General features: G+C 42.1%; 20 protein-coding genes and 1 pseudogene. 9 read left to right on the top strand and 12 right to left on the bottom strand.

What is annotated here, in order from left to right; all coding sequences use genetic code 11:
* Positions 1–97 precede the first annotated feature (97 nt).
* Positions 98–1,942 (top strand): IS66 family transposase, encoded by a 1,845-nt coding sequence (locus CDC33_RS40270; RefSeq protein WP_244919137.1) that lies wholly within the window; start codon positions 98–100, stop codon positions 1,940–1,942.
* Positions 1,943–2,418: 476 nt separating this feature from the next.
* Here CDC33_RS40270 and bchI read toward each other — a convergent pair whose 3' ends face one another.
* Positions 2,419–3,543, bottom strand: a complete 1,125-nt coding sequence (gene bchI, locus CDC33_RS08935) for a magnesium chelatase ATPase subunit I (RefSeq protein WP_109008191.1) — start codon at positions 3,541–3,543, stop codon at positions 2,419–2,421.
* Positions 3,544–3,926: 383 nt separating this feature from the next.
* Between bchI and CDC33_RS08930 the strand changes: the two genes are divergently transcribed.
* Positions 3,927–5,192, top strand: a complete 1,266-nt coding sequence (locus CDC33_RS08930) for a glycoside hydrolase family 10-like protein (protein ID WP_181374210.1) — start codon at positions 3,927–3,929, stop codon at positions 5,190–5,192.
* A gap of 336 nt (positions 5,193–5,528) precedes the next feature.
* On the opposite strand, the pseudogene CDC33_RS40265 reads toward CDC33_RS08930, so the two are convergent.
* A pseudogene (locus tag CDC33_RS40265) lies at positions 5,529–5,771 on the bottom strand (IS4 family transposase); the annotation flags it as partial.
* 405 nt (positions 5,772–6,176) lie between these two features.
* Between CDC33_RS40265 and CDC33_RS08920 the strand changes: the two are divergent.
* The gene (locus CDC33_RS08920) at positions 6,177–6,476 is read left to right on the top strand and encodes a hypothetical protein (protein WP_244919177.1); all 300 of its coding nucleotides are present in this window, start codon (positions 6,177–6,179) and stop codon (positions 6,474–6,476) included.
* 58 nt (positions 6,477–6,534) lie between these two features.
* Here CDC33_RS08920 and CDC33_RS08915 read toward each other — a convergent pair whose 3' ends face one another.
* Entirely contained in the window at positions 6,535–7,272 is a 738-nt protein-coding gene (locus CDC33_RS08915; RefSeq protein WP_109008190.1) for a Ycf66 family protein, read from the bottom strand.
* Between the two features lie 215 nt (positions 7,273–7,487).
* Between CDC33_RS08915 and gnd the strand changes: the two genes are divergently transcribed.
* Complete coding sequence (gene gnd / locus CDC33_RS08910) at positions 7,488–8,918, top strand: NADP-dependent phosphogluconate dehydrogenase (RefSeq protein ID WP_109008189.1); 1,431 nt, start codon at positions 7,488–7,490, stop codon at positions 8,916–8,918.
* A gap of 346 nt (positions 8,919–9,264) precedes the next feature.
* Here the strand turns inward: gnd and CDC33_RS08905 are convergent, their stop codons facing one another.
* Positions 9,265–10,425: a serine/threonine-protein kinase gene (locus CDC33_RS08905; RefSeq protein WP_109008188.1), complete on the bottom strand. Its 1,161-nt coding sequence runs from the start codon at positions 10,423–10,425 to the stop codon at positions 9,265–9,267.
* 224 nt (positions 10,426–10,649) lie between these two features.
* The gene (gene cax, locus CDC33_RS08900) at positions 10,650–11,741 is read right to left on the bottom strand and encodes a calcium/proton exchanger (RefSeq protein ID WP_109008187.1); all 1,092 of its coding nucleotides are present in this window, start codon (positions 11,739–11,741) and stop codon (positions 10,650–10,652) included.
* Between the two features lie 525 nt (positions 11,742–12,266).
* Between cax and CDC33_RS08895 the strand changes: the two genes are divergently transcribed.
* Together CDC33_RS08895 and CDC33_RS08890 are read left to right on the top strand one after the other, a co-directional pair.
* The gene (locus tag CDC33_RS08895) at positions 12,267–15,002 is read left to right on the top strand and encodes a DUF3536 domain-containing protein (protein WP_109008186.1); all 2,736 of its coding nucleotides are present in this window, start codon (positions 12,267–12,269) and stop codon (positions 15,000–15,002) included.
* A 98-nt stretch (positions 15,003–15,100) separates the two neighbouring features.
* The gene (locus CDC33_RS08890) at positions 15,101–15,397 is read left to right on the top strand and encodes a hypothetical protein (protein ID WP_109008185.1); all 297 of its coding nucleotides are present in this window, start codon (positions 15,101–15,103) and stop codon (positions 15,395–15,397) included.
* Positions 15,398–15,549: 152 nt separating this feature from the next.
* Here CDC33_RS08890 and CDC33_RS40260 read toward each other — a convergent pair whose 3' ends face one another.
* The 4 genes from CDC33_RS40260 to CDC33_RS08870 all read right to left on the bottom strand — a co-directional run bounded on the left by CDC33_RS40260 (position 15,550) and on the right by CDC33_RS08870 (position 17,773).
* Positions 15,550–15,795, bottom strand: coding sequence for a hypothetical protein (locus CDC33_RS40260; protein WP_109008184.1), 246 nt, complete (start codon positions 15,793–15,795; stop codon positions 15,550–15,552).
* 36 nt (positions 15,796–15,831) lie between these two features.
* Positions 15,832–16,077 carry an HNH endonuclease gene (locus CDC33_RS08880; RefSeq protein ID WP_109008183.1) on the bottom strand — a complete coding sequence of 82 codons (246 nt, stop codon included), beginning with the start codon at positions 16,075–16,077 and terminating at the stop codon, positions 15,832–15,834.
* A gap of 7 nt (positions 16,078–16,084) precedes the next feature.
* Complete coding sequence (locus tag CDC33_RS08875) at positions 16,085–17,182, bottom strand: Gfo/Idh/MocA family protein (protein ID WP_109008182.1); 1,098 nt, start codon at positions 17,180–17,182, stop codon at positions 16,085–16,087.
* A 123-nt stretch (positions 17,183–17,305) separates the two neighbouring features.
* Positions 17,306–17,773 (bottom strand): DUF4870 domain-containing protein, encoded by a 468-nt coding sequence (locus tag CDC33_RS08870; RefSeq protein WP_109008181.1) that lies wholly within the window; start codon positions 17,771–17,773, stop codon positions 17,306–17,308.
* 377 nt (positions 17,774–18,150) lie between these two features.
* Between CDC33_RS08870 and CDC33_RS08865 the strand changes: the two genes are divergently transcribed.
* The 3 genes from CDC33_RS08865 (at position 18,151) to CDC33_RS08855 (ending at position 21,651) form a co-directional block, all read left to right on the top strand.
* Positions 18,151–19,677, top strand: coding sequence for a BamA/TamA family outer membrane protein (locus tag CDC33_RS08865; RefSeq protein WP_109008180.1), 1,527 nt, complete (start codon positions 18,151–18,153; stop codon positions 19,675–19,677).
* 371 nt (positions 19,678–20,048) lie between these two features.
* Positions 20,049–20,936 carry an NAD(P)-dependent oxidoreductase gene (locus tag CDC33_RS08860; RefSeq protein WP_109008179.1) on the top strand — a complete coding sequence of 296 codons (888 nt, stop codon included), beginning with the start codon at positions 20,049–20,051 and terminating at the stop codon, positions 20,934–20,936.
* Between the two features lie 43 nt (positions 20,937–20,979).
* On the top strand, positions 20,980–21,651 hold the full coding sequence (locus CDC33_RS08855; protein ID WP_109008178.1) for an O-methyltransferase: 672 nt from the start codon (positions 20,980–20,982) through the stop codon (positions 21,649–21,651).
* Between the two features lie 303 nt (positions 21,652–21,954).
* Here the strand turns inward: CDC33_RS08855 and CDC33_RS08850 are convergent, their stop codons facing one another.
* The 3 genes from CDC33_RS08850 to CDC33_RS08840 all read right to left on the bottom strand — a co-directional run bounded on the left by CDC33_RS08850 (position 21,955) and on the right by CDC33_RS08840 (position 24,808).
* Positions 21,955–23,043, bottom strand: coding sequence for a sensor histidine kinase (locus tag CDC33_RS08850; RefSeq protein ID WP_109008177.1), 1,089 nt, complete (start codon positions 23,041–23,043; stop codon positions 21,955–21,957).
* 5 nt (positions 23,044–23,048) lie between these two features.
* Entirely contained in the window at positions 23,049–23,759 is a 711-nt protein-coding gene (locus tag CDC33_RS08845) for a response regulator transcription factor (protein ID WP_109008176.1), read from the bottom strand.
* 353 nt (positions 23,760–24,112) lie between these two features.
* Positions 24,113–24,808, bottom strand: a complete 696-nt coding sequence (locus tag CDC33_RS08840; RefSeq protein WP_109008175.1) for a LabA-like NYN domain-containing protein — start codon at positions 24,806–24,808, stop codon at positions 24,113–24,115.
* Between the last annotated feature and the right edge of the window lie 472 nt (positions 24,809–25,280).

Genomic DNA, 25,280 nt, shown 5'->3' with positions numbered 1-25,280 from the left:
TAATACCACTAGTTAATTCTTTAGTATCGGCTCAATAAGTAGGGGTAGGGCAAGAAAATTATGATCTTAGAGGTCGCGGCATTATAGAATGTGACACATGACGCAAAAGCAGTTGACACAGACACCAGTAGATAAGCTCCTGCAAACCATCGACCCAAACAAGATTGCAGACGAATCTTTGCGTCAGACTGTAGAGATATTGCTGAACCTGATAGAAGAATTAAAATCAGAAGTTAAGGACTTGCGTTCAGAAAACCAACGATTAAGGGACGAAAACAACCGTCTCAAAGGGGAACAGGGTCAACCAGAAATAAAACGCAAGCAGCCAAGGGTTGAGGCCAGGAATCACTCTTCTGAGAAAGAACGAAAAACCCCAAAAAATCATGAGAAAGGTCAGAAAAACGAAAGCATTAAATCAGTTATCAGTTATCAGTTATCAGTTATCAGGCGTATGGTGGGGGATTTAGACCCGCCACCAACGCATTCCACCTTCTTTGTGGGGGACTTAAACCCAGGGATAAATAGATCACTGATAACTGTTTACTGTTCACTGTTCACTGTTAAAATAGACCGTCAGGAAATTATCAAATATCCCCAAGAGAAACTCCCAGTTGATGCACAGTTTAAAGGCTATGAAGAAGTTGTAGTTCAAGACATTAAACTGACAACCGACAACGTTTTATTCCGCAAAGAGAAATACTACTCTCCAAGAGAGGGAAAAACTTACTTAGCGGAACTACCAGATGGTTACGAGGGAGAATTTGGACCGGGAATCAAAGCTTTGGTGATTAGCCTATACTATGGCAGCAACATGACCCAAAGCAAATTACTAGAATTTTTGGGTGATATTGGTATTTCCATGTCAGCAGGTTATTTATCTAACTTGTTGATTAAAAACCACTTGGACTTTCATACTGAGAAAAGTGAAGTCTATGAAGCAGGACTTACTAGTAGCCCTTGGCAGCACTTTGACCAAACAACTGCTCGTGTTGCCGGGGTTAACTACACAACTAATATAGTATGCAACCCGATTTATACGGTATACTTCACGAGCGAGAAGAAAGATAGGTTGACAGTCCTGAAGGGATTACAAAACCAGCAAGAACTCCAGTTTCTGCTCAATCCATTCACTTATGACCTACTGGAGACGTTCCAAATTTCCCAAAAAATCCAGAAGTCTTTAAAGTTGTTGCCCCAAGAAACTAAGTTCAGCGATTTAGAGTTTAATGCCCTACTCGAACACCATCTACCCAAACTCGGCTCTCAACAATGTACCCGTGTAATGGATGCAGCAGCGATCGCTTTTTACCATCATCAAACCGATTGGCCAGTGGTGCAAGCCCTGGTATGTGATGATGCTCCTCAATTCAAATTACTGACAACTGAATTGGCTTTGTGTTGGGTACATGAAGGGCGACACTACAAAAAGTTGAGTCCGGTGGTGGCTTATCATCAAAAGCTTTTAGATCAGTTTCTCACGTCTTTCTGGGATTACTACCGCAAATTACTGGCGTACCAGAATGCCCCAAGCGATGAAGCCGCACAGAAACTGCGGTCTGAGTTTTGGGACATTTTCGCTACCAAAAGTGGTTATGAGGAGTTAGATCAACGAAAACAATTAACAGCAGCAAAAATCGAGGAGTTGTTGTTAGTCTTGGAGCATCCTGAACTTCCGTTGCACAATAATCCTGCCGAACTAGGTGCCAGAACAATGGTTCTGCGACGTAATATTAGCTATGGTACTCAAACTCAGGATGGTACTCAAGCTTGGGATACTTTTATGTCCCTTGTGGCTACGACCCGCAAGTTGGGAATTAGTTTTTTTGAATACGTGCGCGACCGCATCACTCGAACTGAAAATATAGAGTCGCTAGCTCAAATAATTCGGAACAAGACTGCTTCTAATCTGTTTGGTTGGTCCTGGCAAGAATGGCACGCTTGAAAAGCTGAAATACTTGCCTGGTAAGGGGTTTAGAAAACTAATAGTTTTAAGGTCGGGAATCAGAATAATCTGCAACTCTCAGTTTGCGATGCCGAAGGCGGGCGCTTGCGCCATCGCAGATCCATTAGCCTAAGTTTTGCCAAAGTGATGAAACCCTTGTAAATAATACATTTGCGCTTTTCAAGCGTGCCATTCGGTCCTGGCAGACGGAATAACTGCCTACCCCTAATTATTGAGCCGATACGTCTATCCGGTAAAATACTGGCTATTGCAAGCATAGCTATCGCTAATAAGAGCATCAATAATTCTACAAACCTGGGCGGGTTGTATTGGCTAGATAGAACAAAGCTATGAAACCAAAAAGACCAAAATCTCATAATCAGTTTTGAGTGCTAAATGTTGAGTTAGACTCTGCCAATTTTAGATTTTGAATTGAAGGAAAAATCCAAAATCCAAAATCTAAAATCCAAAATTAATTAGCTCCTAGCCCCTAACTTTTGACCTGTGCCGTTTTTTTGTGCAACATCACTTTCTGGTAGTTCGACACCAAAGACGCGGCTAAAAACTTTGGCGACTTTGTAGCCAGAATCAATCGATTCTAAGGGGTCTTTCCGCAGCCTGTGACGCAAGCATAGCGTAATTACGCGGTGGATATCATCAACTGTAACTTCAGTACGTCCTTCATAAGCTGTTAAAGCTTTGGCGGCGCGGTTACTAACAATGTCACCACGCAAACCATCTACATCCAGTTCTGAGCAGACTTCAGAAATTTTCACCCGCAGTTCATAGTCAATTTTCACTTCTGGCAAAAGCTTTTGAGCATTGACAATTTGCTGTTGTAGTGCTTCTTGCTGGGGTTTGTACTTTTCGAGAAATACTAGAGGATTTTGGTCAAAATCCGCCCGTTGTTCCACGATTTGCACCCGCAAGGCTGGTTCCTTTACGGTGTGAATTTCTGCGTGCATCCCAAAGCGATCGAGCAATTGCGGGCGTAGTTCGCCTTCTTCCGGGTTTCCAGAACCCACAAGAACAAAACGCGCAGGGTGACGGATAGAAATACCTTCTCGTTCTACAGTGTTCCATCCACTCGCGGCGGAATCTAGTAGCACGTCTACGAGGTGGTCATCTAGCAAGTTGACTTCATCCACATAAAGAATGCCTCGGTTAGCCTTTGCCAGCAGTCCCGGTTCAAAGGCTTTGACACCTTCAGATAAAGCTTTCTCGATGTCGATTGTGCCACAAACTCGGTCTTCTGTAGCTCCTAGCGGCAGGTCTACCATTTGGACTTTTTTGTGAGCTACAGGAATTTCCGCCCCTTGTTCTAACAGTTGGCGGACTTCATCGCTCATCAAGTCGGGGTCGCTAGGATCGCTACTGAAGGGGTCATTGGCAACCACAGAAATTTCTGGCAGCAGATCGGCCAGCGCCCGGATAGTTGTGGATTTCCCGGTGCCGCGATCACCCATGATCATTACACCACCAATTTTGGGGTCAATCACGTTCAATAGGAGCGCCAGTTTCATTTCTTCCTGGCCCACAATTGCCGTAAAAGGAAATACCACGCGACGCGCACTTGCCGTGGATTGAGCAGTTGGACTCACTAAATTACCTTAACAATATTTTTCTTATTACAGTTCTCTATTGTGACACAGGTGGGGTGTGGCGGAGTGAGAAGATCGGGGGCAGGGAGCAGGGAGCAGGGAGCAGGGAGCAGGGAGCAGAGGGAGCAGGGGCAGCAGGGGAGGCAGTAGGAGATAAAGGAGAAATTTTACCTTGTTGTCCCATTGTCTCTTCCCAATGCCCAATGCCCAATGCCCAATGCCCCATTCCCCATTCCAATATCTATTGGGCACAAATGCCTACTAGCTGCGTCAACTATCTTAATTTGTCTGCTTTAGTTTTTCTGGTGCAAAAGTTCCAGAAGCAGGGAACGAACAACTACCAACTCATCAATCCTGTACTAAGCATAAATACTTGTAGACTAATGGTTAGTAAATTCAATCATCAAAACGAGCAATGGCATGTGTGGGTAGTTAATGCATCATTCAAATTTATGAAATCATCTTTTATTGTTCAAAGTTGGCAACGACTACTCAAGTCTCTTTTTCCAATTCTCATTTTAATATCCTTTTTTACTGTATTGTTGGTGGACAGTTTCACTCCTACCATCGCACAGATACCCCGTCAGGAAATTCGCGGGGTTTGGATGACCAATAATGATTTTGACACCCTCAAGAGTCGTGATAAAGTACAGGATGCTGTAAGTCAATTACGACGGCTGAACTTCAACACAATTTATCCTGTGGTGTGGAATTCTGGCTATGTGATGTATCCTAGTGCGATCGCACAAGGTGCAGGTATTCAACCTTTTGTCTACAAAGGTTCAGATGGACATGATATTCTTGCAGACTTGATTAACCAAGCTCATCGCAAAGGATTGCTGGTAATTCCCTGGTTCGAGTTTGGTTTCATGGCTCCCCCAACCTCAGAATTGGCAATAAATTATCCTCATTGGTTCACACAAAAGCGGGATGGTAGCCAAACTTCAATCAGTGCGGCGGGTGAAGTTATGTGGCTCAATCCGTTCCATCCAAAAGTGCAACAGTTTATCACTAATTTAGTGCTAGAAACTGTTACCCAATATGATGCCGATGGCATTCAGTTTGACGATCACATGAGTTTGCCTCACGAATTTGGCTACGATCAATATACAGTTGCTTTGTACACCAAAGAAACTAAGAATCCTCCCCCAACTAATTCCCAAGATGCGGCATGGGTAAAGTGGCGGGCAGATAAAATTACGGCGTTTATGGTACAAATTAACCAAGCTGTGAAGCAGAGAAAACCGCAGGCGATTTTCTCTGTTTCTCCTAATTATTATGATTTTGCTTACAAGTTTCACCTGCAAGATTGGCTGAGTTGGATACGGCAAAATATTGTGGATGAGTTAATCGTGCAAATTTATCGTCCGGATCTGCAAAGTTTTGTAGCTAATATTTCTCGCCAAGAAATTCAAGAAGCGCAAAAAATAATTCCAACTGGAATTGGTGTTATGACAGGGTTACGAAATAATCCAGTTCCGATGCAGCAAATTAAGTCTCAGGTGCGAGCTGCTCAAGAACGCGGTTTAGGCGTAACTTTCTTTTATTATGAAAGTCTTTGGAACAATGCTCTAGAACCTTTAAATGAGCGCCAAGCTGGATTTGCAACTCTCTTCCGCTCTCCCGCACTCCGCGCCAAAGTTGAATAACTTTTCTGTTGAAGATTATATTTTTGTACTATCAATTAAGGTTTTGACATCTAATTGGTAGTGCCTTGCCTGTTGCAAAGGCTCAGATTCCCGACTATTTTAAAAGTCGGGAATCTTGTTATAATCACTTTAGATGTGTGCTTTTATCCATTCTGAATTGGCTTTTGGAATTAGCCCTAAAATTAGGTGAATCAGGCAAAATCGTCTACATAACGAATATAGGAATCCGGTTTGATTTCTGAAAATATCTGTAGGATGTGTTAGCGACAGCGTAACGCATCAAACCCTTGACACTCGTGAGAGGTTAGAGTGATTGCACTTTTGTCAAGAGGGTGCGGGAAAAGGGGATAAATCCAGCCTGGAGACTGGCTTTCGCAGATATTTAACCACGCCTAAGTCTTGATTCTCTCTTTCTGCGAAGTACTTAATCGGGTCATCCGCTTTGCCTAAGTCAAATGCGACACTAAAATGGTACAAACCGCGAAATATCATCTCCAAAGAAATGCGGTCAAATGGCAGAGATAATTCGTCTGCAACCGCATCTCCCAAGTCAACTAAAACAGCATAAAATAACCAAGTAGCCCCATCGGTGAGAGGTTAAGATAAAGCGCATTTTGTCAATCAGTTAAACTTCTGATCTGCCTTTCAAGTACCTCTGTTCTGGATGGACTTAAGAGCGATCGCAAGTAATTGTGATTGCCAGCCCCAGAAACGTCGCCTGAAACCCTTATGATTTCCTCAACTTTCAAAAGTTTTCGATCTACTGATGGTTGATAAAGTTAGATTTGCATTTACTTAGGACTTACGCACACTCTACGAATTCTCGGCGCTCTTGGCGTCTTGGCGGTTCGAGAAATTAAGCTTTTTAGCAATTTTTGCGTAAGTCCTATTACTGAGGTAAATCCAGAACTCGGTGCATTAAGTACGCTGCCTTATCTACCGCTAATTCTCACTTATGAAAATCGTTCGGTAAGTGTATAAGGCTTGCTAGATACTGGTTCTACTGTGAACGTATTGCCCTACGAAATCGGGTTAAGGCTGCGAGCAGTTTGGGAACGTCAAAGACTCTCGGTTCCATTGGGTGGTAATCTGGCTAGGTTTGAGGCGAGGGCATTGGTGTTGATGGCGAATGTTGAACAATTTCCGTCAGTAGAACTAGCTTTTGCTTGGACAATAGATAGAAACGCCCCATTGATTTTAGGACACATGAATTTCTTTTTAGCGTTTAATGTGTGCTTCTATCGTTCTGAATTAGTGTTTGAGATTAGCCCTAAAATAGCCTGATGGAAATAGTGAAACCCAACATTATATTATATTAGGTTAAAGCTGGGTTTCACTGCATTCAACTAGCTTGATTAGGCGGTATTTCTTCAGGTGGTGCTTCCGCCGGGGGAGCGAGTACCGCATTTGGCGCAATTTCTTCTACGGGAATCGGTTGCTTCTCCTCAATTTCAAAATCTGGTTGCGCTGCTTCCACCAATTCAGGAGATGGGGGATGTGGTGGAATCGCTTCCGGTACACTCTCGGTTTTGGCTTCGGTGTCAGTAGTAACTATCTCCTCTGCTGGTTTTTCTGGTATGGGAGTAGTTTTGTCGATAATCTCAACAGTAGGTTTCTCTGCTATTACAGAGGTAATGTCTTCAGGTTTAGGAGTTGTGGGTATTTTTTTACTCCCAGTTTGTTGTACCTTGTCTTTTACACCACTGAAGGTACTACCAAGACTTTTTTGCAACTGGCCCAGCCGTTCCTGAAGGGAGAACTTATTTACCTGTTCCTGAATGCCAGTTTTCACCGTCTCAGGACTGGGTACTTGGGTTTGTTGTGGCTGCGGGGTCAGTTGGCGACGTAATGATAAAGTTTGCCAGCCAAACCAGACTAAAAGAGCCACACTAGCTACATGACCCAGCAATAAACCTCCAGTAATGCGTGGTGCAAACACCCATAAGACTAAAGCATAAAAAAGTCCTACACCACTCCAGATAAAGTCATTCTTGCGGTGGATTTCGGGAAAAAAGAAAGCTGCTACATAAATGGCTAAACTACCAAAACCGACCACCAAAGCTAGGACAAATGCCAGCATTATTTGGTTACTCCTTACTGCGTCCTTTAACTATTTAAATTTTGCAAATTTTGCCAGTCAATTGTTGATTTAGATACAAATTAAAATTAATTATCCGTGTTAGTTGTGGATTTTTGTCATTTATTCAAGTCTTAAGGTCTTCTTTAGGAGAGAAGGGAAAATATCGGACTACCCTTAAAGTAAAAGGATCTGCAAGAGTTAGCCAGAAATTTTTTATGACACTACAAAGCTTTGGTGTGATTGGATTAGCCGTTATGGGTGAGAACATCGCTCTAAACGTGGAGCGCAATGGCTTCCCAATTGCAGTTTACAACCGCTCCCGAGAAAAAACGGATGCGTTTATGGCGCAGCGTGCTACAGGACGGAACGTCAAAGCCGCCTTTACCTTGGAAGAATTCGTTGCCTTATTGGAACGTCCCCGCAAAATCCTAGTAATGGTGCAAGCTGGTAAACCAGTGGATGCGGTGATTGCTCAACTCAAACCCTTGTTAGAGGAAGGCGATATCATTATTGACGGTGGCAACTCTTGGTTTGAAGATACGGAACGACGCACTCAGGAATTAGAACCCGCAGGGCTTCGGTATCTTGGTATGGGTGTCAGTGGCGGTGAAGAAGGAGCGCTAAATGGGCCTTCACTGATGCCTGGAGGTACAACAAGCTCTTACGAGTTTCTATCACCAATTTTCAACAAAATTGCTGCCCAAGTCGATGATGGCCCTTGTGTAACCTACATTGGCCCTGGTGGTTCTGGCCACTATGTCAAAATGGTACACAACGGCATTGAGTATGGCGATATGCAGCTAATTGCTGAAGCCTACGACTTGCTGAAAAATGTTGCTGGATTAGACCATAATCAGTTACATGAGGTGTTTGCTGAATGGAACACCACCGATGAACTCGATTCATTTTTGATTGAGATTACGAAGAATATCTTCCCATATATTGACCCAGAAACAAAAAAACCCCTGGTGGATTTGATTGTTGATGCAGCCGGTCAAAAGGGAACTGGACGCTGGACTGTGCAAACTGCGTTGGAATTGGGAGTTGCTATTCCTACAATTACAGCAGCAGTTAATGCCCGGATTATATCTTCGATTAAAGAGGAGCGGGTTGCAGCATCTAAAGTCCTCACAGGCCCCAGTGGCAAGTATGACGGGCAAACCAAGGACTTTATCAATAAAGTACGCGATGCTCTCTATTGCTCAAAAATCTGTTCTTATGCTCAAGGGATGGCGTTGCTATCCACAGCTTCAAAAACATATAACTGGAATTTGGATCTGGGCGAAATGGCGCGGATTTGGAAAGGTGGTTGTATTATTCGCGCTCGCTTTTTGAATAAGATTAAGAAGGCTTTTAGCGAAAATCCAGCTTTGCCTAACTTGCTGTTAGCTCCCGAATTTAAGCAGACAATTCTCGATAGACAAACTGCTTGGCGGGAAGTAATTGCGACAGCTGCAACACTGGGAATTCCAGTACCCGCGTTTAGCGCATCCTTGGATTATTTTGACAGCTATCGCCGCGATCGCTTGCCTCAAAATCTAACTCAAGCACAACGTGACTACTTTGGCGCACATACTTATCTGCGTCTTGATAAGCCCGGAAGTTTCCACACTGAATGGGTACCGATTGCTGAAGCTAAGAAGTAATTTTTCACACATCTACACCAGGTTATTGTGAAAAGTTAAAAAGTTTCAGAATACAGTTTTAAGGGTGGCTCTGAGTTTCAGAGTCACTTTCTCTTTAATGCTGAGTTAAAAGTTAAGTAATATTATATCCGCTTGATTACTTATCTTTTGGGGTGGAAATCAAGACGCCTACCCCACAATAAATAATTGGATATTTTTTTATTTGAAATTCCTTTATATTTCAATACGCTTGGGTTAAGGAGACGCGATAAATCGCCGTCTCTACAAGAAGACGCGATAAATCGCCGTCTCTACAAGTGTTTTGGTCTTATCTGAACTGTATTGCTTTATATCTTATTGATTGATTTTAGGGATTGTTATTACCAAGATATTTGGCTTTTAATTCTTCTAATTCTTGATCTATTTCATTTTTACTAGAAGGCCCAGATGTAGGGTTTGGTGGTTGTATTTTATTTGTTTGAGGTTTTTTACTACCCAAAAACTGGGTTTTAATTTGTTCTAATTCTAGATCAATTTGACTGGGAGATGGCGATACAAAAGCAGGTGGAGAATTGGGTGGCGATTGAGGGATAGGTTTTGGTGACGCTGGTGTGGCTGCTACTTGTGACTGTTGATTTAAATCTTTGAGAACTTCATCTACTGTTTGATAACGCCGAATTGGAATACTTTCTAGCATCTTGTTGAGAATGCGACTCAACTGATTACTAACAGGAGTTTTCAAGTATTGCTGCCAAACCCAAGTATCGTTGTTGGTATCATAAGAATCGAAGGGCGATCGCTGGGTTAATAAATTAATACAAGTAGCACCCAAGCTGTAAATATCGCTAGCAAAAACAGCCCTACCTCTCATTTGCTCAGGTGCAACATATTCTGGACTACCGATACTTGTACCAGTTTGATTTAAGGCGGCGCCAGTGGCAGATTTAGCAGCACCAAAATCTACTAATACTAGTTTGCGTTGGGCTTCGCCCTTGCCGTAGGCATCGCTTTCGCGTAAAATAATATTTTCTGGCTTAATATCGCGGTGAATTACGTGTCTAGCATGGCAAAATTGCAATACTGACAATAAATCATTTAATAGTTGCCGGATTTGGATTTCATTGAAAGCACCTCTATGTGCCAATTCCTGGGCTAAGTTCTGCCCGTCGATAAATTCTTGTACAAGATACTGCCGGTCATCTTGGGTAAAATATGCCAGTAGTTCGGGAATTTGAGGATGTTTGCCCAATTCATCTAACCGCACCGCTTCTTGGTTAAATAACTCTACGGCTTTGGCAAGAGTATTAGTGCCTTGGGCTTGGGGATAAAATTGCTTAATTACGCAGCGTGGTTTTGAAGGTTTATCTTCATCTACAGCTAAGAAGGTTTTGCCAAAACCACCTTGTCCGATTGGTTTGATAGCACGGTAACGTTCTTTGAGGAGTAACTTAGAACCACAAGTCCGGCAAAACTTGACATCATTCGGATTTTCCGGCTTGGGACAATGGGGATTAAGGCAGTAGCTCATAATAGCGATCGCTCTTATATGTTTTTATTTTCTCCTGTCCCAGGCAAAAGGGGGTAATTAACAGATTTTGGATTTTAAATTTTGGATTTTGGATTTGTGTCACGCAGAAGGGATAAAAATGTTTAGTGGAACATTAGTCTGGTATGAACCAAAAGAATCTAAAATCTAAAATCTAAAATAATCAAGTGCAATGGCTACGACGGGGTACGCCTATACACTGCTAACTACCCGATACCTTCCATAACTGGATGGAAGTAGAAGGCAAACCCCAATACTGTATAAGCAGCTAATAATAAAGTGCCTTCGAGCCAATTGGATTTACCATCAGAACTAATACTGTTCGCAATCAACACTGACACAACCACAGCTACTAATTCAAAGGGTTTGAAATCCAAATCCATTGGTTTACCTAATACCCGCCCTGCAATTACCAGCACAGGTGCGACAAATAGGGCAATCTGCATACTTGATCCCACAGCTACCGAAAGGGAAAGATCCATCTTATCTTTCATCGCCACGGTGACTGCTGTAGCGTGTTCAGCCGCGTTACCGACGATGGGAACCAATATCACCCCTGTAAACAGCGCCGTCAAACCTAGCTGAGATGTGGCCACTTCCAGAGAATCTACTAACATTTCTGACTCAAGTGCCACTAGTAGAGTACATACTAGCAACACACCTACCCACAACATCATATTTGGTTTTGCGTGAGGGGCTTCCTCGCCTTCTGTCTCCGCTATACCCACATCATAAAGATAGGAGTGGGTTTTCATTGAAAATAGCAGGGTTAGGGCATAAACCAGAATTAATACTACAGCAACAGCAATAGAAAGATTTTGCAGTGTTTCTTCGTTAATTCCTTGAGAGGTATAATTCATCGCCGTTGGCATCAAAATGGCAATCACTGCCAAATTCATCGAAGCAGCATTCACCCGCGCCACAATTGGCTGAAATGTCTGTTCTTTGTAGCGCAGTCCCCCCAAAAGCATGGAAAAACCCATTACCAGTAGTAAGTTGCTAATAATCGATCCTGTAATACTGGCTTTGACTACATCTATTAACCCAGCGTTCAGTGCCACTAGGGCAATGATTAGTTCTGTAGCATTGCCAAAAGTAGCGTTTAACAAGCCCCCCAATGATGGCCCCACTACAACAGCAATTTCTTCTGTAGCTGTACCCATCCAAGCTGCTAAGGGCAGAATTGCTAATCCAGCTGTAATGAAAACTATCAATTCTCCCCACTCCAGAAAGTGGGCTGCTAAGGAGACTGGGATAAACAGTAATAAAACTAGAAGAATAATGTTTTTAGTTGACATTTGTTGTCTTAGGTTGAGGGTATCATTCACAGCGAGCAATCCTAAATTTTAAATTTGGAGTGTTGAATTAAAAATTACTTTCATTCATCACTCCGATATGGTACTCGCAACCACCTGTAGAGCAATTCAGGAATTGTACTGTTTTCGGCTCACTGCGCTGTATGTAAAATAAGATTGCGATATAATGAGTTTTTGTAATCTTTTGTTGCAAAAGTATGAGTCTGAGCCAAAATTTTACATCAAAAATGGGGTTTAATTATTAAAAGACAATTAAAATTTTGATTGGGCCCCAATAAGAGAAAACCCCTAACTAAGGCTTTGTTCAATGGTTAATTACTTTAAGCCTTCAGGGAAAGGGCTGTGCGATAACGCAGATTTCCCACTACTATAAAACCGCCTTGTCAAAAGTTTGGTTGGATTCCATAGTTGTCGTTTATACCGGATTTTGTGTAAAAACAATTGTAGAAAGGTTTACGCACAATGTTTTCGGTGCAACTGCAAGTTTTTTGTTTTGGATAAATATACATGACTTCTGCTGCTGAAATGCCAGCTAGCTCTGGCTCAACGTTAACATTACATTCAGATCCCAATAACACCAAAGAAACCGATCCCCTGAGAAAGGCTAATGGTGTTTATGTGACGGTGCATGGTCATTTTTACCAGCCACCAAGGGAAAACCCTTATCTGGACGCAATTGAACGCCAACCGAGCGCTGCACCTTTCCATGACTGGAATGAGCGGATTCATTGGGAATGCTATCGTCCAAATGCCTTTGCCAGAGTCTTAAATGACCAAGGCGAAGTAGTGGGGATCGTCAATAATTATGAGTATTTCAGTTTTAATATCGGGCCAACGCTGATGTCGTGGCTAGAACGCTACGATGTGGAGGTTTATCAGCGCATTTTAGAGGCGGATGCCAAGAGTAGCGATCGCTTACATGGGCACGGCAATGCGATCGCGCAAGTATACAATCACATCATCATGCCTCTGGCGAATGAACGCGACAAATATACCCAAATTCGCTGGGGTAAAGAAGACTTCCGCTCCCGCTTTGGACGTGATCCCGAAGGGATGTGGCTAGCAGAAACTGCTGTAGACTACGCAACTTTAGAAGCCCTAGTTGCTGAGGGTATTCGCTTCATTGTCCTTGCACCGTCTCAAGCACTGCGTTGTCGTCCCCTCCCCACTCCAGATCATCCCCATCCTGAATGGATCGAAGTCGGCGGTAGTCAGATTGATTCTACCCGTCCCTATCGGTGTTATTTAAAGCCCACATTAGACACTTCATCTTCACCTCTGAGTGCGATCAAAGAAGGGAATAGGGACAGTAACCACTCCCCACTCCCCACTCCCCACTCCCCCCGTTATATTGATATCTTCTTCTACGATGGCCCGATATCGCGGGATATGGGTTTTAGTGATGTGGTTTATAATTCCAGTCACTTTGCCGGACGTATCGGTTCGGCAGTGCGTGGGGATCATCGTCTGGCACAGTTGATTTCTGTGGCGACAGATGGGGAAACCTTTGGACATCACAAAAAGGGAACTGAGAAAACTTTAGCCTACGCCTTTACCAAAGAGTTTCCTCAACAGGGTTGGACGGTGACGAACTTTGCCCATTACCTCAGCTTAAATTCTCCCAGTTGGGAAGTGGAATTGAAGTCAGTCACAGCCTGGAGTTGCGCCCACGGTGTCGGCAGATGGGAGGATGACTGTGGTTGCGGTGGTGAAGGCTCAGTTTGGCATCAGAAATGGCGTCGTCCCTTGCGGGATTCCCTAAATTGGCTGCGGGATCAGCTAACTGAGGTGTATACAGAACATGGTAAGCAGTTATTTCGCGATCCCTGGCTAGCACGAGATGAATATATCCAAGTAATGCGCGATCGCTCTGCTACCAATGTCAACCGTTTCCTCGCCCGTCATCAAACCCACAAACTAACCGCAGCCGAACAAGTAGACGCTTTACGCTTGTTAGAAATGCAGCGTCACGCTTTGTTGATGTTTACTAGTTGCGGTTGGTTTTTTGAAGAAATTTCTCGTCCGGAGGGGACACAAATTCTGCGCTACGCCGCCCGTGCTTTGGAATTGGCAGGGGAAGTGGCAGGTGTGCAATTGGAAAAAGGCTTTGTCAAACGTCTTGGTTTAGCCCCCAGTAATGTGGATCAGTTCAAACACGGTGCGGAAATTTATCGGCAACTCGTCTTAACTGCCCAACTTGGCTTTAAGCAAGTAGCAGCCCATTACGCCATTACTTCTCTATTTACCAATCAGAAACCCGCAGAGACACATAATTCTCTACCGAGAAAAGATGCTGCTGATAAACAGTCTCAGCGTTACCATAAGCGGGTTTATTGCTACGCTGCCAATGAGCTAGATTACCAACTGCAACGCATGGGATCGCTAACTCTGGCTGTGGGAAATTTAAAGCTGGTATCAGAAATTACTTGGGAAAGCGAGCATTTGGTATTTGCGGTTCTGCATTTGGGAGGCTGGGATTTCCACTGCGGCATTCAACAATTTACTGGGCGACGTAACTACAGCCAATTAAAAGAAAAGCTGTTTGGGGCGCTAAAACAAGCTAGCGCGGCTCATACTATCTTGGCAATGACACAGCTATTTGGCGAAGAGGCTTTCAACTTACAGAATCTATTTGCTGAAGAACGCCACCGGATTATGGGGCTGCTTACTGAGGAAACACTGGCACGTTTAGGTCAGTTGTATACCCAAGCGTACCGTGATAATTATGGTGTGCTGATGGCCTTTCATCGAGATGAAATAGCAGTACCACAAGAATTGCAGGTTGCAGCAGATATTGCTTTAGGGCATCGCTGTTTGATGACATTACGATCGCTAGAGCAAGATATTGCTGATCCCCAAAAGAGTTGGAGTCACATCTTAGAATTGGAGGCGATCGCTACTGAAGCAAAACATCTGCGTTGTCGGCTGAATATTCCCGACGGTAAACGGATGTTAGAACAGTTAATTGCGCGATGGCTTTGGCAATTGTTACACGATGCCAATGGTAGTTTTAATGCAGATATCCAACTGTTGGAACGATTGATTGATGTCGGGGATCAACTAAATATTGATGTTTCCCTACAGCGATCGCAGGAACTATATTTTAGTTGTCTGCACAGCCAGATAGGGCCGGTATGTATCACTAGCGTTGATAATGAAGCAGATAATCAGTGTCTTCAGTTGCTCAAGTTGGGCAAAAAGTTAGCCGTTGATGTCAGCATGATCTCAAGTCAACTGCGATAGATGTAGTATGGTAGCACATCTGTGCTACCACGGTAAACGCATCTTATTTCTTAATAAAAATTAAAAAGGATTTTCAAATGACATAGATAACTTCAAAAATGATCAATAAAATAAATTATTTTCAAAAAAAACCTTCTTCATCTGTATCGGCTCACTTTGAACAACGCGGTAGTCAAATAGTGATTGCAGCTTTAAAATACTCCTATCCCTTATTAGAAAAACAATCTATTCTTAATTCTTTAAGTATTTTACTAAATGTCTATCAAGAGCAAGTTATCAAACTTTATGAAAGATTGCCATTAAACCGAAATATGAAAACCGACTTGCATTGGATTAATATTTTAATTGAATTATGTAATTGGAGAAATTACTTGAAAGATAAACAAAACAAATAAATTATTTTCTAAAAAATGAATTAAATTGATATAAATTAGTTGACTATCTATTAGTAGTAACAAACCTTACTTAATGAGTAAGTAAAAGCATGTTTATTAAAAAATATCACACAGAGATAAGGGGAAAATTTCCCCTTTTATTTTGATTTCCTTTACTTCATCTGAGAGCGATCGCAATGGTAGGGATAAAGCCACTCACACCTAAAGAGTCCGTGGGTATGTTTCTCAAAAAAGGTTCCTGCATGGCGTCCAGGTGATATATCGATCCCAGCTTTCGTTTTAATCTCATATAACCAGGGAAAGGCTACTACTAAAACAGCTATGACAGCGAAAAGGTAGAGAATCGTAGTTCTAATGTTGAGGAATCTTAGGGAATTGCTATTGTGATTTTGAGGCATAGATAATCATAAACTAATAGCTCATCCAATCCTAACCTAAAGCTGAAAATATCGCCGGAAGTGGGGATTAATGTTATCTTTTTTCTGTTGATTGCAGGTTAAACAGAGGGTTTGTAAATTGCTGATATCATGTTGACCTCCACGGGCAAGGGGAATGATATGGTCGATACTGAGGTTAGTTTCTATAGTAGTTTTACCGCAGCTTTGACACTGGTATTTGTCACGTTGAAAAACGTATTTCTTTACTTCCGGCGGGATACGAATACGGAGAGTTTTGCTCATTTTATTTCTAGTTGCTAAGAAATTCTCCCAAGCTTGGAACATTTACCCAACTTGCTTTTTGATGCGATTCATGGGATAAATCCATCAACAACTGAGAATAAATTCCTTCTCGCAGTGATGGTATAATTTCCTGATTGCGCTCAATTCCTTGCACCCATTGGTCTACTACGCGGATAAATGCCGAAATGCGTCCATCAGCATAATTTTTCGGAAAAATTAACCGATTCGGTATTTCTATTTCCGTTAGGGGTTTACCAGGGCGGGAACCCCAAACGCGAAAACCATGTATATAATCTTTTTGATTTTCACTACCCACAATTAATGTACCGCGATCGCCATATACTTCTACCCAATGAGTTCTTGGTGCATGAACAACCGCACTGATAGAAAGTTGGCAAGGTGTACCATTCGCTAATTCCAGCGTTAATATACAGTTGTCATCTGTATCCACTGGCTTCGATTCTCCACTAACAGGGTCAACTCGTGTAGGAATAGCAGTAGTTAAATGAGCGTTTAATCTACGCACTGACCCGAATAACCAGTGAATATAATCGAAGGCGTGGGAACCCAAAGATCCCAATGCACCGCCTCCTTTCTCCTTATCAGAATACCAATTCCAAGGGCGTGAAGTATCAGCACGAGAAGAACCCAACCAATCAATTTTAATTAGGCGTAACTTACCCACATAATCTTCTGACAATAATTCAGCAAACAACTGCCATCCTGGTACAAAGCGAAATTCAAAGTCTACAGCTACAATAACGCTTTTTTCTTTAGCTAATTGATAAAGTTCTTTAGCCTCAACTACATTTAAAGTTATCGGTTTTTCTAATAATAAATGTTTGCCAGCTTGCAATACAGTTTTTGCCATTTCATAGTGCAAAAAAGGCGGCGTAGAGATGCTAACTGCTTGTACTTCTGGCAATGCCACAATATCTGTAAGTGAATCGGAGGCGTGGGGAATCTTATGGGATTCTGCTATAGCTCTAGCTTTATTTATATCTCGGTGATAAACAGCAACTACCTCAGTTTGAGGATGTGCTTGGAATCCTGGGATGTGGACTTTTTGACCAAATCCAGTACCTGCGATCGCAATCCCAATCATATCATTATATACTCCTCTAATTATCCAATTTAATTAATAAAATCATTTCATCTATCATATCTAAAATATTTAATCTTTATTTGAGAATTGTAGATATTAAATAACAGAGGTTTAATCATTGTTTTATCGTAAAACTCTAATTGTAAAAGGATAACGATAATGCTCACCATTGTAAGCTTTGATAGAGGCAAAACTCACTAAAAATGATTGTAGTACAAGTTTAAATGAAATCAATGATATAAGTATAAGTAATAAGCTATCTAAAGTGTCTTTTATTTCATCAATTGAAACATTTGTAGTTACTGCAATACTAAACCTAGTGAATAATATAACTAAGGATATAGCGATAACAAATAAAGTATATAATGTTAAAGAAATTTGAAAATTTATAGATTCCTTACCTTGGAAATCAATCCAGGGGTATTGTGTTTTTTTTAATCTCCAAATTATCAATGGGGCTAAAAGATTTAAAGGTAAATATAAGGGAATACCAATAAATACTAAAAAAACCAATAATATCCACCCTAATAAAGCCGATAAATGACAAAAGGTCGCCCACATACGCATTTGTTGTTTAGGTTTTTCTCTCATGGATTTTTATTTATCAGTGGATTTAGCAAACAATTCTCCATTGTAATTCTTTATAAAAAAGCTAAATAAGAGCTTAGAACCTCTGTCATAGTATTCGGGAAGAGTTTCTATTTTCTAGACTATACCTTTTTCTGACAGCAGCGCAACCTCTAAACCTTTGAGGACTTTATCAAGAACGATGGCGTAACCGTCCGTCAGAGGCGATGGTCTCCGACCGACTGGAGGTCATCGCAATCTGAAAAAAGTCTGACAGTTTATACTAAGTACTGGCGCAAACAACCGAATTTTGGGATATCCAATAGCAAGGTTTATATAGAACTTACGCACAAGAGATCCGCTCTACGTGGTAAAGTTAATAACACTAACGGATTTTAAATATGCGAGTTCAAATAACTGTAATTGCGTTGCTTGCCGCCGTAGGCATCGCAGTAATGTTAATGAGTGGGAAAAATGCAGAGGCCCTTGCAGACTCGCAATCTTCTACTCAGGATGAATCTAGTGGTATTGTTAGCCCGGAAGCTACGATCCATATAGGAGAGTATGCCAAATATGGTAATTATATAGGAGCAACTTCAGGAGATAACCAGACTCTTGAATTTTCCCAAAAAGTTGTCAAAGATATCGAAATTCTTTTTATTAATGGCAAAGGTGAGTCGCTTGATGATAAAGGTCAGCCAATTAAAGGGCGGACTCAGACAGATTTTATCATTGGTCTGCTGAAACTCAAACCTGGTCAGGTATTCCGTGAAGATTTACTTCAAGCAGACTTGCAACGATTGAGGAGATTAGAGTCATTTAATCAAGTAAATGTTGATCGAGAACAAGATGCTTCTAGTGTTAAAATCATCTATAAAATCAAAGAGCGCAGCTTCCCTTCTTTAATCTTAGGAGGCGGAAATAACGATGATGTTGGGCTATACGGGCGGGTAGGTTACAAAGATGCAAATATTAGCGGTCTTAACGATAAATTAGATACAACTGTGCAGTTGAGCAGTGAAGATATCCAGTTTAATGGTCAATTCACTAGTCCTTATCGTCCTGGAGAACCAAACCGCTTAGGCTATAGCATTAGAGGTTTTCGTAGTCGAAATATATCAGGAACCTTCAACGAAGATATCAGATTGTCAAACGGTAACAAAGTGCGAGAAGGAAGGTTTGGTGGTTCTGTGGCACTTTTAAGAGCTTTTGATGAGTGGGATACATCAGTGGCTCTCAACTATACCCGGATTAGCCTACGCGATCAAGAATATAACGTTGTACAAGTGGATAGATTAGGGAGTCCCCTATCTGTGAGCGGTACTGGCATTGATGATCTATTTACTGTATCATTTGCTGTGTCTAAAGATCAACGCGATCGCAAAGACAATCCAACTCAAGGATCAATCCTCACCCTCAGCACAGAACAAGCGATTCCCATTGGACTGGGTAACATTTCCAGCAACCGCTTACAGGGAGACTATATTCAGTATTTACCAGTCAGTTGGATAGGGAATGGTCGGCTAACCGACAATCCAGAAATGTTGGCGATTAATTTACAAATTGGTACGACTATTGGAGACTTTCCACCAGCAGATGCCTTTAATATTGGTGGGCTAGATTCTGTCAGAGGTTACGGTTATGGTAAAGTTGCCAGTGGTCGCAGTTATGGTTTAGCTTCTATTGAATATCGTTTTCCAATTTTACAATCAATCGGAGGAGTTCTCTTTACTGACCTCGCCTCAGATTTCGGGTCTAGCGAAACCGTATTGGGAGAACCAGGAGTGCTACGAGACAAACCTGGAAGTGGCTTTGGTTACGGCTTAGGATTGCGATTCAAGTCATCCTTTGGCCTGATTCGAGGCGACTTAGGAATTAGCAACCAAGGAGAAGTTAGATTTGAAGTTACTACAGGTCAGAAATTTTAACTCAAGGCGAAACCTACGCAGTATTGCATCCGGTGTTATTATTCTCAATCTAAACAATGCGCAAAAGGGTAAGTGTAAAAATTCCTCAGCTCCAAAAAAGTGCTTCTATCCCAACTCCTGTAAAGCTTTTAAACCATTAGTTGTCTAATCTTCATCTTCAGTAATTGACCGAGCTATCAAAAAAATTATTAATTGCAATTCATTAAAATCCCTGTTCTCCTGCCTCCTTCCTATCTCTCAGCAGATAGCTTGCTTGTTAAGCTTATCCGTGGTTTGATTTAAATACGGTATATGTATCGATTTATAGTTTTTTGTTAAGGCTCAATTACCTGAATTAACTTGTAAGCCACAAAGTAAATATAAAACTTTCCATGCCTATCCAAACTATTGGTATTTTAAGTCCAGGTGATATGGGACAAGCGATCGCAGCTGTTCTCAATCAAAATGGATTGAAAACTATTGCTGCTCTAGACAATCGCAGTGAACGAACTCGGCAATTAGCAGCCGCAGCCAACATTCAAGATGTGGGTTCCCTCACGCAACTAGTAATTGAATCTGATGTAGTCTTGTCAGTTCTAGTTCCCGCAGCAGCCAGCGAAGCAGCGAATCTTGTAGCTGAAGCGATCAGCAATGTTGGTAAACCCATTCTCTATGTTGACTGTAATGCGATCGCACCCCAAAAAGTCATTAGTATCAGCCAACTTATTGAATCAGTTGGGGGAACATTCGTAGATGCATCAATTATTGGCCCACCACCACGAGTTCCCAATCGCACCCGCATTTATGTTTCAGGAAAACAAGCCAGTCAACTCCTACAACTGCGGGATCATGGCTTGGATGTGCGGGTGATAGGTGATGAAATTGGTCAAGCTTCCGGTTTGAAAATGTCCTATGCAGCCCTGACAAAAGGACTTACAGCAATCGGCACAGAATTACTAATAGCAGCCCATCGTTTAGGATTGGATAAGCAACTATGGGATGAAGTGTCTAGTAGCCAACAGGAACTTGCTAGCATATTAACCCGTTCGATTCCATCGATGACACCAAAAGCGCATCGTTGGATAGGAGAAATGGAAGAGATTGCAGAAACTTTTAAAGAGTTAGGTCTGACTGAAAGGATTTTTTACGGCGCAGCCGACGTTTACCGCTTGGTCAAAGAAACCTCCTTGAGTAAGGAAACACCAGAAGAATGCCATCGCGATCGCCCATTGGATGAAATCATTACAATCCTTTCCAATGAAGCAATATCTGACACCTAATCTTGAGTAATTCTTTTATAGATAGGGTAAAAAGCGAGAATTTATGACTCAAGAGCAATGGACTGCGGTCGATCATTACTTTAACGATTTACTTGTACCGCCCGACCCTGCGCTGGATGCGGCGCTCCAGACTAGCGCCGCAGCTGGATTACCACCGCATAACGTTTCGCCAAACCAGGGCAAGCTGCTGTTGCTGTTGGCACAAATTCAAGGGGCGCGAACCATTCTAGAGATTGGCACGCTGGGCGGCTACAGTACCATCTGGCTAGCGCGGGCGTTACCTAGCGACGGCCGTCTGATTACGCTGGAGGCCAACCCAAAGCACGCCGAAGTCGCCCACACCAACATCGCCCACGCTGGTCTGTCCGATATTGTTGAGCTGCGCCTCGGACAGGCACTCTCTACGTTGCCACAGATTGCTGCCGAAGGTCATACATTTGACCTAATCTTCATTGACGCCGACAAGCCAAACAATCCAGATTACTTCAGATGGGCGCTCAAGCTTTCCCGTCGCGGTAGTCTAATCATTGCCGATAATGTTGTGCGTAACGGAACAGTGATTGATGCTACCAGCAGCGATCCTAGCGTCCAAGGAGTACGTCGCTTCAACGAACTACTCGCCTCTGAGCCGCGCGTTTGCGCCACGGCAATCCAGACAGTGGGCAGCAAAGGATATGATGGCTTTGCGATCGCGATCGTCACTGCTGATCAATAAGACATCGAACCAAGAACCGTGAATTTATTGCTAAATTTTTGCAATCCCTTTTTAAGATTGAATAGCAAATTGTTATTTGGTCAGTCTTAGGAACGATTTTGAGGGAACAGGTAGGCGATCGCAGCATAACCTGAAACACTGAGTAAACTAACTAAAAAAGCAGCCAAAATAAAAGTAGACATAATATTAGACTCTATGTACTGCCAAAATTTCCGCATCCATCAAAAAACAAAGAATTTGGATACTTTCAAATTAGCAATTGGGTATGACACAGCAGTGACTACATTGTGTCAATCTTTTATCTCAAGCTAAAGGCAGAAAAAACCGAAACGTACTGCCAACTCCCAACTCACTTTCTACCTGAATCTGACCGCCTTGTAGTTCAATCAAACGACGGGAAATAGTTAAACCAATACCAGTACCTCCCGAATGGCGATCGCGCGACTGATCGGCTCGCCAGAAGCGCTCAAACACATGAGGCAAATTTTCTGGAGCGATACCAATACCTGTATCTATAACCGCAATCCAGAGTTGAGATCCTTCAGTTCCAACACAAATGGTAATTGAACCTTCATTCGTGTAACGCACTGCATTACCTAGCAAATTGACCAACACCTGTTCTGTGCGGTCAATATCTGCTAATACAGGAGGCAGCACAGATGGACATTGCAATACCAGAACTGGCCCATCCTCCAACAGTTGGTCGGTAAATTTCTCCACTAATGATTCTAATAACGGACGCAGATTTACCCGTTGGATATTAATTGGCAAATAACCAGCTTCTGCCTTAGATAGTTCTTGTAAATCGTTCACCAATCGCTCTAAGCGCTTAGTTTCTTTAGCTAAACGCCGATAAATTTCAGGAGATGCTTCAATTTCCCCATCAGCCAATTCTTCCAAGTAACCACGCACCACTGTTAACGGTGTCCGTAATTCATGGGTCATGTCTCCAATCACTTCTCGCCGCCGCGCTTCTACCCCTTCTAAACTGGCTGCCATCCGGTTGAAACTAGCACCCAATCTATTAAGTTCGGGAATGTCAGACATAGGTAGTCGTGCATCCATCTGACCAGCAGCAAATTTTTGGGTGATTTGTTCCATCTCGGTCAACCTCTGCATAATCCGTCTGGACACCCAGTAACTCAATCCTCCGGCGGCGGTGGTACCGACTAAGACTGACCAAATAGTGCTTCGCTGCCAAGCAAGTTCAAATCCTGCAACCAATTCAGTACGAACATCGATTAAGTCAAACCCCTGATTTTCTAATCGTTCCAAATGCAGTACAAACAAACGAGGGGAAGAAATTTTGCTGATGCTCACCAAACTAGCTACCCCCACGAGCATTACAACTAAGTGGGAGAGAAATAGGCGCGTTCTCAGCCCCATTTTCATAAGATTTACCCTACCAGAGGATCTTCAAATTTATAGCCCACCCCAACAACAGTTTTAATAAAAGTAGGATTTGCCGAATCAGGCTCAATCTTTTTTCGCAACCGAGCTACATGAGTATCCACCACTCGTTCATCGCCAAAAAAGTTATCTCCCCATAGTTTATCAATTAGTTGAGTGCGGTTCCAAACTCGACCAGGATTGCTGACAAAGGTAGTTAGCAAGTTAAATTCTAGAGTAGTTAAGTCCAAAACTTCAACTTCTTGAGAATCCATCTGACGACTAGCAGTGCGCTGGTCTACATCGACAATAAAGTGTTGGGTACGATTGACTTGATGCTGTCCCCCTTGGCGGAGGCTACGCCGCAATAGTGCCCGCACCCTAGCGACTAACTCTCTGGGGCTAAAAGGTTTGACCATGTAATCGTCAGCACCAGTAGATAGACCAATGACGCGATCAATTTCCTCACCCTTAGCCGTGAGCATCAAAATGTAAGGATCTTTGGCACCTGGTTTCTGGCGAATTCTAGCACAAACTTCCAACCCATCCAAACCAGGAATCATTAAATCTAGAATGATTAAATCAGGTGGTTGCTCTTGAAACATCCGCAAAGCATTCATTCCATCGCGGCTAGTGCGACAAAAAAATCCTTCTTTTTCTAAAGAGAGTTCAATTAAATGAGCAATTTCTGGTTCATCTTCAACTATTAAAATATCCATTTCAATTAAGACCAAGCAAAATACGCAAATAGAACTGGCAACTAATGGTCTGTCCCATTAATTTTGCGGGGCTGCTAGCTTCAAGAAGTCGGGGATCTGAACACCACTAACCTCTCAAAACTTTTGGGACAGACTACTAGTATACTGTGACGGAAGTTTACCTACCTTTAATAAGAGTCTTAAACAAACGGCTTAACCTCCTCATGTGTTTGGAGATTGTAGATGGATTTTTACCAAGCTGTACTAAGGAATCTAACCAGTATGAATGGGGATTCAAACCCCACTCAACCTGATAAAAGTTCTACAGGCTTGCAATAACTCAGTATAAATTTCGATAGATTTGAAATACAGTTTTAAAGGTTTGAATTTGAAGGCGTGCGATAACTATAGCCAACATTAGAATCTTTTTGAATGTGTGTCTTAATACTATCAAGGTCAATGAAGCAATCAGCAACATCAATCAAGCTTTCACTAGTGGTATTTTGTAGACTCACCACTTCTACGCGAACCCCCATTCTGCTGACGGCGTTCACAGCATAAGCTAGATCCCCATCGCCACTGACTAAAACCGCAGTATCATAATAAGGAGCTAAGGTTATCATGTCTACAGCAATTTCTACGTTCAAATTTGATTTTTTGAAATTTTCTGCTGGTTGCGCGATATCTTTAGCTACTACACGATAGCCATTACGACGCATCCACAATAAAAAACCTTGTTGCTTTTCATTACTGATATCAACCCCAGTATAGAAGAAAGCACGTAATAGTCTTGAACCGTTAGTTAAATGACAAAGCAATTTAACGTAGTCAATTTCTATACCGAGTTGTAAAGCTGTATGAAACAGACTTAAGCCATCAATAAAAATAGCAACTCGACCACGATTCAAGTTATTTAAAATCGAACTATCGGGTGCTGTATCTTCTGTCTTAGGGTCTTTACTTTTGATGGGAGTATCGCTCAAATTTTGTCCTTGCCAATGTGGTTTAGCTTTGAGTACTTTAGGTTCCTTAAATTCATTTCTTTGTTTGCTAAAATTAGTTATAATCATTGATACCTCTGATTTTAAAGTTAGAAAGACTTTTGGGTAAATTGTCTATACTATATATAGTCTAGTCTGTACTGATTTATAACCCTAGCAGGTAATGGTCTTAAGTCACTACATTTAGATAAACTTAACTGGTGTCTCTGCATAAGCAAGAAAGAGCGTCTAGCGCAAAGGTTCCGATCGCCCTAGAATCAGCGAACGTCATTTATCTATATTTTATTTTACAGCTAGGAAGTTGAAATTTACCGCAGGCTAAGGATACTCAAATACTCCCAGAGTTAGAATCACTAATAATGTAATATGCGATCCCTGCGGCGGGCTACGCCAACGCCCCTTAAAAGGTAAGTTTTAGTAAAGTCTTTAAGTAATCTTTAATACAACTTTTCTAAAATATCTAAATTAGGCAGTACTAAATGGTTAAGTCAGAAAGCATTGACGAAAATACAAGATTCCCGGCTTCTTTAAAGAAGCCGGG

The sequence above is a fragment of the Nostoc commune NIES-4072 genome (assembly GCF_003113895.1).
Classification (GTDB): Bacteria; Cyanobacteriota; Cyanobacteriia; order Cyanobacteriales; family Nostocaceae; genus Nostoc; species Nostoc commune.
This window is presented reverse-complemented; position numbering and strand designations above follow the sequence as displayed.